Origin of the sequence: Micromonospora sp. NBRC 110038 (genome assembly GCF_020884815.1) — a bacterium.
GTDB lineage: Bacteria > Actinomycetota > Actinomycetes > Mycobacteriales > Micromonosporaceae > Micromonospora > Micromonospora haikouensis.
Window position 1 is genome coordinate 391,397 of sequence record NZ_BBOL01000001.1, and the last position, 10,047, is coordinate 401,443.

General features: G+C 72.5%; 4 protein-coding genes. 3 read left to right on the plus strand and 1 reads right to left on the minus strand.

Features of this window, described 5'->3' with window-relative positions:
- The first annotated feature begins 176 nt into the window (after positions 1-176).
- Together LPU61_RS01700 and LPU61_RS01705 are read left to right on the plus strand one after the other, a co-directional pair.
- Positions 177-557, plus strand: coding sequence for a hypothetical protein (locus LPU61_RS01700; protein WP_043962096.1), 381 nt, complete (start codon positions 177-179; stop codon positions 555-557).
- Positions 557-4,174 (plus strand): AAA domain-containing protein, encoded by a 3,618-nt coding sequence (locus tag LPU61_RS01705; RefSeq protein WP_229403866.1) that lies wholly within the window; start codon positions 557-559, stop codon positions 4,172-4,174. Before LPU61_RS01700 ends, LPU61_RS01705 begins: the two co-directional genes overlap by 1 nt.
- Positions 4,175-4,248: 74 nt before the next feature.
- Here the strand turns inward: LPU61_RS01705 and LPU61_RS01710 are convergent, their stop codons facing one another.
- Entirely contained in the window at positions 4,249-8,334 is a 4,086-nt protein-coding gene (locus LPU61_RS01710; RefSeq protein ID WP_229403867.1) for an alpha/beta hydrolase, read from the minus strand.
- 792 nt (positions 8,335-9,126) lie between these two features.
- Here LPU61_RS01710 and LPU61_RS01715 point away from each other — a divergent pair.
- Positions 9,127-9,939 (plus strand): helix-turn-helix domain-containing protein, encoded by an 813-nt coding sequence (locus LPU61_RS01715; protein WP_052503652.1) that lies wholly within the window; start codon positions 9,127-9,129, stop codon positions 9,937-9,939.
- Positions 9,940-10,047 lie beyond the last annotated feature (108 nt).

Consider the following 10,047-nt stretch of genomic DNA (forward strand, 5'->3'; position numbering starts at 1 on the left):
GGTCGGGCACCAGGACGGCTGCGTCGGCGTGGGCCAAGAGGCAGCGGCTGCGGCGCTCGGCCATCCAACAGAACTGACTGGTCGGTAGTGGACGTTTGATCGGCAAACCGACAGACAGGATCCCGACGCGGCCCTTCTTCCGTAGGTTGATCGGCACCGCTCAGCCAGGAGGTTGGATGTCCCACGTCCGCATCCGGATCGACTTCACCCCGCTCACCGACGACGACGAGTTCGTCCTCGGCGAGCTGACCGACGAACTCGCGGACGACCTCCGCGAGATCGGGGAGGTGGAGCGCGTCGAGCAGCCCGTGACAGACCCGCACACCAAGGGCGTCGCGGAGCTGGCGCTCGGCGTGGTGACCGTGCTGGCGGGCGCGGATCCCGGCTACGTGCAGGCGCTGGTCGACGTGGTCCTGGCGTTCCTCCAACGCCACACCGGCCGCCGGGTGCACCTGCGGGTCGGCGACATCGAGCTGACCATCGACCGGCCGACCCACCGGCAGACCGACGAGCTGGTCGCCACGGTGCGGGCGGCGATCGAGCGGGCGCGCCCCTGATGGGTCGGCACGCCCTGCTGCTCGGCACGGCCACCTGCCACGCCGACCGCGAGCTCGCGCCGCTGCCCTCCGTGCGGCAGGACGTCGCGCAGCTCAAGGCACTGCTCGACGGTGCCGGCGAGTTCGACAGCGTACGCGCGGCACTGGATCTGCCGGCGGCGCATCTGCGTCAGGTCGTCGAGGAGTTCTACGGCGCGCGGCGCACGGGCGACCTGGCGCTGCTCTACTACTCCGGCCACGGGGTGCTGCACGGCGACGGGCAGTCGCTGTTCCTGGCGGCGACCGACACGGTCGGCGGGCAGCTGCACGCGACCGCGTTCGACACCGACGGCATGCTGCGCCACCTGCTCAACGACACCAAGGCCAGCCAGAAGGTCGTCCTGCTCGACTGCTGCTTTTCCGGCGCGTTCACGGCCCGCAACCGGTTCCGGGGCGGGGTGCGGGAGGAACCGCGGCGCCTCAAGCGCCAGCGTGGCACCTTCATCCTGACCTCCAGCACCCATCAGAAGGCGTCGAAGGCGCAGGGCCCGGACCGCCCGTCGGTCTTCACCGAGGTGCTCCTCGACGGTCTGCGGGGCGCAGCCGAAGGGCCGTCCGACGACGGGTGGATCACCACCAATGATCTTTCCCGGTACGTGCCGACCGAGATGGCCCGCCGCCGCCAGCACAAGACGGTCGAGTCGAGTGAGGGCGTCACCGAGCCGATCCGGCTGGCGACCGCGCCGGGGTCCGCCGCCGAGGCGACGCGCGCCGCCGCCGTCACGGCGAGCCCTGCCGACGAGGCGGCGTTCGACGCGGACCAGTGGCGTCGCCTGGTGACCTACTACGTCAACTGCATGCAGCGGTCGACCGTGCTGCAGTCGTTCATCGACCCCCGGGCGACCACCACGTACGTCGCGGCTCCACCCGGGTCCGAGGCCGTCTTCACCTCGGAGACGCCCGTCCGGCTGGGCGGTACGGCGGCCAGGCTCGCCGCGCGGGCCCGCGCCGACGGCAGGGAGCTGCAGTACGGCTATCCCGTCGTCGCCGTGCGGCCGGCCCGGCAGAAGGCGATCCAGCTAGCGCCGCTTCTGGTCTGCGATGTGACCATCGGCGCGGACGACGTCCTGCACGCGTCCTTCCCGCCTCGCCCCAGCGCCGCCCTCGTCGACCTGTTCCAGCTCTCCGAGGTGGAGGGCGACGAGCTGCTGCAACGCGTCGAGCAGGCGTTCGTGCCGGGCGACCCCGCCTCCCTCACCGCCACCGTCGACGTGCTGGTAAAGACGTTCGGGCTGAGCCCGGTGACGGAGCTGGACCCGGCGTTGCTCGGCGGCACCATCCGGCCGGGGCCGGTGAACGGGGTGCAGAACGCCGCGATCCTCTACACCGTCGACGCGGCGGAGTCGCCGCAGCGGCAGCTCGTCGACGACCTGCGCGCCATGATCAAGAATCCGAAGCTCATCGAGGGGACGGCGCTGGGCGCGCTGGCGCTCCGCCCGGACGGGGCAGCGGCGAGCCCGGGCGGGGCCGGCTCGACGCCCGTGGTGACGGTGGCGATGAGCGCGACGAACGAGGCACAGGAGGAGATCATCCGGGCGGCGATGTCGCAGCCGTTGACGGTGGCCCAGGGGCCACCGGGCACCGGCAAGAGTCAGCTCGTCACCGCACTGCTGGCGACCGCCACCGCCGCCGGCCAGAGCGTGCTGATCGGCTCCACTAGCAACCAGGCCGTCGACTCGGTGCTCGACCGGGTGACCGACCTGATCGGCCCGGGCCTGCTGCTGCGTACGGGCAACAAGGAACACCGGATGCAGGAGCCGAAGCACCTCGCCGACATCCTGGCCGCCTACCCGTCGGCCGAGCGGGCCACCGCGCCGGACGACCGGACCCCGCTGCACGAGCTGCGGCTGCTGGCCGAGGAGGCCACCGGGCTCCGCGCGGCGCTGGACGAGCGGCGGCTGCTCGAACGCGACCTCGCCGACCTGGCCACCGAACGCGCCGCCGTCCCGGACCCGGACGCGGTCCCGCTGCCGGCCGACGACACGGCGCTGGCGCACCTCGTCCACCTGACCGACCGGGCGCTCGCCAGCCGGTGGTTCGGCTGGTGGTACCGGTGGCGGCTGCGGTCGTACCAGGTCGTCGACCGGGACGCCGTCACGGCGCTCGCCGAGCGGGCGGTGCTCGAGCTGCGCTGGCGGGAACGCCTACGACGCCTCGGCGAGCTGCCCGACGCCGAAGTCTCCTGGCGGCGGCTCGTCGACCTGATCGGCACCGAACGGCCCGCCCGCAGCATCGACCTGCTGCGGGCGCAGATCGCCCGCCGGGTGGCCGCCGGGGCGCGGGTGCTCCAGGACCGGGCCGACGAGATGGCCAGGCCGCAGTCGGACAGCTGGTCCTACTTTCCGGAGCTGCTGCGGGTGCTGCCGGGCTGGGCGGTGACCGCGCTCTCGGCCCGCCGCCTGAAGAGGAGCCCCGCCCTGTACGACCTCGTCGTGATCGACGAGGCGGCGCAGTGCGCCATTCCCGCGATCCTGCCGATGCTCTACCGCGCGAAGCGGGCACTGCTCATCGGCGATCCGCGCCAGCTCGCGCCCGTGGTGGACCTGCCCGAGTCCGACGACGTCGCCGAGCGGGCCAGGGCCGGCCTGAGTACCGGCTGGCTCACCGCGCGGCGGCTGACCTACACGGCCCACTCCGCGTACGACGCGTTCGCCGCCGCGGCGGCCACGACGCAGCTGCTCGACGAGCACTACCGGTGCCATCCGGACATCGTGGACGTGCCGAACCGGGAGGTCTACCAGGGCCGGCTCACCGTGCTGACCGATCCGGCCCGGCTGGCCGCTCCGGCCGAACCGGCGGTGCGCTGGCGCGACGTGCCCGGCAGGTTCAGCCCCGGTACGACCGGCTCCGGGTTCAACCCGGTCGAGGCCGAGGCGGTCGTCGCCGAGGTGGCGGGCCTGCGGGCGGCGTACCCCGATGCCTCGATCGGGGTGGTCACGCCGCTCGCCGCGCACCAGCGTCGCCTGGCGGCGGTCCTGCGCGCCGCCGGTCTCACCGAGAACCTGCTCTGCGCGACGATCCACAAGTTCCAGGGCAGCGAACGGGACATCATGGTCGTCTCGCCGGTCGGCGCGCACGGGGTCCCGGACCGCACCCGGGGCTGGCTGGCGCACCAGACCAACCTGTGGAACGTCGCCATCACCCGGGCCCGGTCCCAGCTCGTCGTGGTCGGCGACCGGTCGTGGTGGTCGGGCCAGCGGGGCCTGCTGACGGCCCTGGCGTTGGCCGGCGACGCCGCCGACACCCAGCCGGACGCCGGGAACGTGCCGGCGGACCGCCTGCACCGGGCCCTGCGGAACGCCGGGCTCACGGTGCGGCGGGACGTCCCCGTGGCGGGGCAGCCTGTCGACCTCGTGGTACGCCGCGAAGACGCCGAGCTGGCCGTCGTGGTCGACGACCCGGCCGGCGATCCGGACGGCAGGGTGCTGCGCAAGGTGCTCGCCCGGCTCGACATCACCGGAGGCTCCGGCCCGGTGCGTCGGGTGCCCGCGTGGCGCTGCCTGGCCGAGCCGGAGCGGGTGGCGGCGGAGTTGGCCGACGCCCTGCACCGGCCGGGGCCGACGCCCGACGGCGGGTAGGCCGCCGCGGCGGACGCCGCCGGAGGGGCCCCTGGTGCGGGACCCCTCCGGTCAGTGCGAGACGTGCCGGATCGTCACTTCTTGAGCAGTCGCACCTGCACGGTCTTGCTCGCGCGCTGCCCCGTCGCGTTGCCGAACGCGACCGTGACCGTCACGTCGAGCCGCCCCGCCTTCACCAACTGCTGCCGGTACGCGGGCGCGACCGTCACGGTCAGCGTGACCGTGCCCGCCTTGCCCACCTGCCTGGTCACCGCGACCACCTTGTCGCCGGTGAGCGTGAGCGTGCCGGCCGTGTTGACGGTGGCGGTGATCGTCGCCGTGCCGGCGCTGGCGTTGGTCGTCACCTTCCCGAGCTTCACGCTGGGCGGCGGCAGCACGGTGCCTACCACCGCCTTGGAGAGGGTCGCCCGCCCGGACGAGTCGACGACCAGCGCCTGGAGCTTGACCTGCCGGCCGGCGTCCTTGGCGCTGGGCGTCCAGTCGAACAGGTACGGGGCGACGGTGCTGGTGCCGACCCTGGTGCCGTTGACGAGCAGGGTCGCCGACGCGATGGCGAAGTCGTCGGTGCCCCGGATCAGCGGGTGCACCGTCGTCCCGACCTGGAACACCGCGCCCTGCCCCGGGTCGGCGACCTGGGCCCACGGGGCGTGGTCGGCGACCCGGCCCACCCCGGTCGGCACCGCCTTCGGCGGCTTCGGCAGCCGCTTGGCGACGGTGACGGTGGCCGCGCCCGTGCTGTCGGGGCCGGAGACGGCCTCGACCCCGGTGCGCGGGTCCGCCGGGCTGCCCGCGAGCGGCGCGCGCTTGCCGAGGTAGCTGCCGGTCACCACGAACGGGGCTGCCTCGCGTACGCCCGTGTTGTCGGCGGTGGCGTTGTAGACGGCGAACCCGTTGCCGGTGATGATGTCGCCGGAGGCGGTGAGCGCCCCAACGCTGTCGGTGCCGGCGTCGGTCAGCAGGATGCCGTAGGACTTCTCCGGCGCGGGCGGGTGGTAGTTCCCGGTGATCCGGCTGTCGTTGACGAAGCCGGTTGCCCCGCTGGCGTACCGGATGCCGACCTGCGGGAACACGCTGCTCGACGCGCCCGTGACGACCGTGCCGGTCACGTAGCCGTGGTTGCGGATGCCGGTCCGGGCGGTGTTGTCCGGGCTGCCGTCCGTGCCCCGCGCGCCGTCGAACAGGATGCCGCCCGACTGGTAGCCGGTGACGACGCTGCCGGTGACGGTCACCTCGCTCTCGACGGTGGCGGCGCTCGCCCCCCGGATCACGCCGGTCTTGACGATGCCCCAGCCGTGCGGGTGCTCGGCCAGTTCCTGCGCGGTGGTGGCGGCCCGCAGCGGGCCGACGACGCTGTTCGCGACGCGACCGGCCGCGCCGAAGAAGGCGATGCCGGCCTCGGCCCAGACGTCGCCGGAGGTGACGGTCACGCCGGAGATGTCGACGAACATCTCGTTGGTGTCGGTGGAGCCGAGCGACTGCCGCGACACGGTGATCACGTTGCCGCCGCCGTCGCGCAGGTAGGGCTGGTCGCCCGCGAGGGTGCCGAGCGACTGGTCCGGCTCGATCGTCACCTTGTCCGCGCCCGCGCCCTTGATCTTCAGGGGCTTGGTGATGGTGAGGCCGTTGCGCGCGCCGGCCTGCACGGGGTTGGACGCGTGGTTCACCGGCGTCGAGGACTCCTGGTAGACGCCCGCGCAGACCACGATCGTGTCCCACGGCGAGGCGTGGTCGACGGCCGCCTGGATCGACGTGAACTGGGCGGTGGGGCACTGCTTCCCGTCGTCGTCGACGGTCCAGGTGGTGTTCCCGCGCGGGTTCGCGACCGGGTCGACCAGCGCCACCTTGCCGGGGGTGTTGTCGTACGCGGCGAGGTAGGTCGCCGGGTCCGGGCCGCCGAGGGCGGACTTGCCGTAGCCCGCGCCGTTGGCGTGGTTGCCGTCCGACAGCAGCCGCGCCCCGGCCGCGCTCTCCTGGAAGCGCACGTCGGCGAGCTGGATCGAGCCGGACTTCGGCATGTCGCCCGCCCCGAAGCGCAGTTCGAGCTTGGCCAGGGAGCCGACGTCGACGCCCTGCGCGGCGAACTCGCTCAGCGGCACGCGGATCTGGTCGAGGACGATGTGCGTGTTCGGCGTGTTCGTGCCGGTGGACATGTGCAGGGCGTTGCCCCAGCGCGGGTCACCGGCGTCGACGGTGGCCTCGTGCCCGGCCGTGTCGCTCAGCGCGATGACGAAGCGCTGCGTGGTCGACGCCGGGTCGTACGACGTGGGCAGTTCGTTGGGCCAGACCGGGCTGGTCGGGGTGCCGTTGACGGTGGTGTCGCGGGTGTTGTCGCCCCGGTTGTCGGCGCCCGGGTTGCGGGTGTCGAAGAAGTTGACGGCGGCGCTGAGGGCCAGCGCCTTGAGGCCCCGTACGTCCTTGGACGCGGCCGGGATCGCGGCGGTGAGGGTGGCGGTGGAGGTCGGCTCCCAGGCGAGGGTGAGCTGGCGGCCGTAGGAGTGGTTGATCGGGCTGTTCTCGCGGGTGGCGTTCTGCCCGCCGAGCGCGCCGGCCGCCGGCAGCGGGCAGGGCTTGGCGGCGGTCGGCAGCCCGGTCTTGCCGAGCTGGGCGGGCGCGAAGTCCTGGGGCTCCGGGTTGCACCAGTCGTAGCCGCCGGCCGTCGCCGCCGGCTTCGGTGTGACGCCGGCCGCCTGGGCGTACGGGTCGGCGAAGCCGCTGCCGGTCAGCGGGCCGCCGAGGGCGTTGAGGCCGAGGGGGTTCTCCACCTCGGGGCGGATCACGTCCACCCGCTCCTGCGGCGCGGCGAAGTAGCTGGTGTTGACCCGCTCGTTGCAGGGGATGGCCGTGCCGGACGGGCTGGTCGGGCAGGCCGTCGCCGGGACCTGCAGGCCGCTGTCGGTGTTGGCCAGCTCGCCGGTCAGGTAGGGCTGGAACGCGCCCTCGCCGCCGACGTAGCGGCGGAAGAAGGCGGCCATCGTGGCCAGGCCCAGCTTCTCCTGGTCGCCCATGCGGGCCGCGTCGCCCGAGAACTTGGTGTTCACGGCCGGGTTCAGCGGATCCGAGTTGTCGATCTTGTAGTTCAGGTCGGGGTCGGTGTAGCTGGCCGCGCCGCTGAGCCGCAGGTTGTTCGGGTGGATGTTGTTCGTCGCGAACGGGGCCGAGTTGCCGCAGGCCGCGTCGTTGTTGCCCTGGCCGTCCGCGCCGCCGTCGGCGTACCAGACGGTGTTGTACCAGTTGTGGATCGCGCCGAGGTGCTCGACCTGGATGCGGGGGAAGGGGTCGCCGGGGTTGACGTACTGGCTGCGCTCGAACAGCCGCGCGCCCTGGAGGTTGGACACGTCGCCGTCGCACATCGGCAGGATCGTCAGGTACGGCATGCCGTACGGGGCCTTGCGCTCGTAGTCGACCGGCGCGAGGGAGATGACGCCGCGCAGCGGGTAGCGCGGGCCGTCGGTGCGGATGCGGTTGTAGTCGATGAAGCTCGACACGGCGTCACCGCCGCGCGAGTGCCCCATCAGGCCGATGCGGGTCAGGTCGAGGTGACCGGAGAGCGTGGTGCCGACGGTCGTGTGCTCGTCGACGGGCAGGCCCTCGGCGCGGTTGGCGGCGCTGAGCGCGTCCAGGGTGGCGGCGATGAGCATGCGCCGGCTGTGCATGCCTTTGCCCTTGCTGCTGTCCTGCCGCATCATCAGCTGGTCCTGCGACACCGAGAACGTCGTGTAGCCCCAGGTGGCGAGGTTCTCCGCGAGGTAGGCGTAGCCGTTCTCGTTGTGCTTGAACTGGGCGCAGGTGAGCTGGGCGCTGTTCTGCCCGGAGTCGCACGAGCCGTGGTTGCCGTGCACCAGGACGATCAGCGGCGACGGGGTGGTGCGCTTGGCCCAGTCCGGTGTGTAGAGCTGGCCGCGGATCTCGACCTGCTCCGCCGCCTGGGCCGTCCCCGGCGTCGGGTCGGCCCCGGCGGAGTTGGGTTCCTGGATGCTGGCGAGGCCGAGCTTGGCCTCCTGGACGGCCTGGTAGCCGAACGGCCCGCGCGCCGTCGGGTCGGGCAGGCCCGCCGGTGCGGCGGGGGGCGGTGCGGCTGTGGTGGGGGACGCCGCGCCGGCCGGGGCGGCCAGCGCGGCCGGGGCCGTCAGCGAGACGACCACCGCGAGGAGAATGCGCATGCTCCTCGATGTTCGTACCTTCAAAGTGTCTCCCCGGAAAGGAGTGGAAATGTTCAACGATCGGGGACGCTAGCCAGCTCTCGTTTCTCCCGCGTTTCGTATGGCGTGCGTCTCGCGGCGCGCGGAAACCGCCTCTACCAGGGGATATGCGCCCCGGACGGGAAGCCGGCCGCAACTGTGGCGATTGGGACTCCGGGGTTCTTCGCGACTCATATCCGCGCCGGGAAACGGCGTGCCGAACGGCGCGCGCCGGGTCGACGCAATCTGCTGCGAATTGTCGACCCGCGAATGGAGAGCCGCACTTGAATGTATTGCTGCCCCTCGGTCGGCGCGGGGGCAGGCGGCGCGGGCGGCGGCGCGGGTCACTATCTACGCAACAGGGCCATCACGGGCAAGTAGTGCGCACTCCCGTGGACGTGGCCAAGGGGGCAGTGCGGCCAAGTCCATGACGATTGGGTGCAGGTGGCGGGGAATCGCCGGAGGGGGTGACCGCACAGTGATCCGAGCGATACTCAGCTATTGGTGTCCGGGTCCCCGAGCGGTAGCATCCACATTCGTGACAGTCACTGGACACGATTGTGTCCGTGCCGTCGCGAACGGGCTTTGGCCTATTCGGCCTAAAGTCTCGTACGCGGGATCCCTCGGTCCCGGCGACGGGCAGCCGTCGACCGATCGATCCACCCTGCTTCCGGCTCTCGGGAGAGCCGTGTGACCGGTGGCCGTTGTTCCATTTCGGTGCAGGTCCAGATGCGTGGAAACTATCATTCACGGCTGCGCCAGGACGAGGGAGAAATGGTTGCCATTCGGCAGGTCTCGGCAGATCAGAACAGCGAGCTGGCCGCCTGCGTCAAAGCCTGGCGGCACCGGCTGGTGCCCGACGACCGGCTCCTCGCCCGGCGCCGCCGAGCCCGTCGGTCGAACGTCACCCAGGAGGAGGTCGCGGAGATCGTCGGGGTGAGCGTCGTCTGGTACAGCAACCTCGAACGCGGGGTGCGGGCCAACTACTCGGAAGCCTTCCTCGACGCCGTCGCCGAGGCGCTGCGCCTCGACCGGCACGAGCGGGAGCTGCTGTATCTCCTGGCAGTCGGCCGGATGCCGCCGCCGTCGCCGGTCGGCGCGACCGCCGTCGTCCTCGGCCCCGCCCTGCGCCAGTTCGTCGAGGGGCAGCGCTGGGCGACCTACGTCCTCGACCGGTACGCGCGAGTGGTGCTGCACAACGAGGTGTGCGAGGCCTACTATCCCTGGCTGCGCAGCGATCCCAGCTATCCCCGCTGGCTGTTCACCGACGCCGACGCGCGCCGCCGGCTGGTCAACTGGGACACCGACTGGGCGGCGCCGATGCTCACCCAGATGCGTATCGCCCAGGCGCTGCACCCCCAGGACGCGGGGATCGCCGCCCTGGTCGACGCCTGCCTGGCGACCAACCCCGAGGCCCGCTGCCTGTGGAACGCCCACGCCGCGAACGGGTGCACCCTGCGGTCCCGGCGCGGCATCCGGCTCTCCAGCGACCACCGGACGACGCTGGTCGACGTCGTGACCCTCACCGACCCGAGCGCGAGTGAGCTGCAGATCGTCTCGCTGATTCCGGTGGCCGACCCGGCGTAGCCGCCTTTCACCCCCCGCTTCCCCTCCGGCGAATTCCGCCGTCGGCGATTCCGGCCTGCCCGCCCGACCTCGGCCTTCCCGTGGGCTGCCGGCCCGACCGCGCGCTCT

What these genes read in the sequence shown, in the direction of transcription:
- LPU61_RS01705 (WP_229403866.1), top strand. Translation starts at nt 557, where the DNA reads ATGGGTCGGCACGCCCTGCTGCTCGGCACGGCCACCTGCCACGCCGAC.
- LPU61_RS01715 (WP_052503652.1), top strand. Translation starts at nt 9,127, where the DNA reads ATGGTTGCCATTCGGCAGGTCTCGGCAGATCAGAACAGCGAGCTGGCC.
- LPU61_RS01710 (WP_229403867.1), bottom strand. Translation starts at nt 8,334, where the DNA reads ATGCGCATTCTCCTCGCGGTGGTCGTCTCGCTGACGGCCCCGGCCGCG.
- LPU61_RS01700 (WP_043962096.1), top strand. Translation starts at nt 177, where the DNA reads ATGTCCCACGTCCGCATCCGGATCGACTTCACCCCGCTCACCGACGAC.